The organism is Halomonas sp. SIMBA_159 (assembly GCF_046536035.1).
GTDB lineage: Bacteria > Pseudomonadota > Gammaproteobacteria > Pseudomonadales > Halomonadaceae > Vreelandella > Vreelandella venusta_A.
The window spans coordinates 1-268 of the sequence record NZ_JAWJBT010000692.1; the positions used below are offsets into that span (position 1 = coordinate 1).

A 268-nucleotide genomic window follows, 5' to 3' on the forward strand; every position below is an offset into this window, starting at 1 on the left:
CTACGTGGGCTCGGTGGGCGCGCTGGATATGGTCAACTGGCACGCCATCGACACCGTCCCCGCCGAGTTCCAGCACCGCAACCTCTACAAGCACAACCCCCAGGTCACGCTCATGCGCACGACCCGGGAAGAATGCCGGGAGATGGGCCTGTGGATCGGCCGCAAGCTCTCGCGCGCGCGGGGGCCGGTGCATTTCCTCATTCCCGAGGGCGGCGTCTCCATGCTGGACGCGCCCGGCCAGCCGTTTCACGACCCCGAGGCCGACGAG

The 268-nt window shown here is 68.7% G+C and carries 1 pseudogene; it reads left to right on the forward strand.

The window, feature by feature from the left end:
- A pseudogene (locus tag R0J87_RS20965) lies at nucleotides 1-268 on the forward strand (Tm-1-like ATP-binding domain-containing protein); the annotation flags it as partial.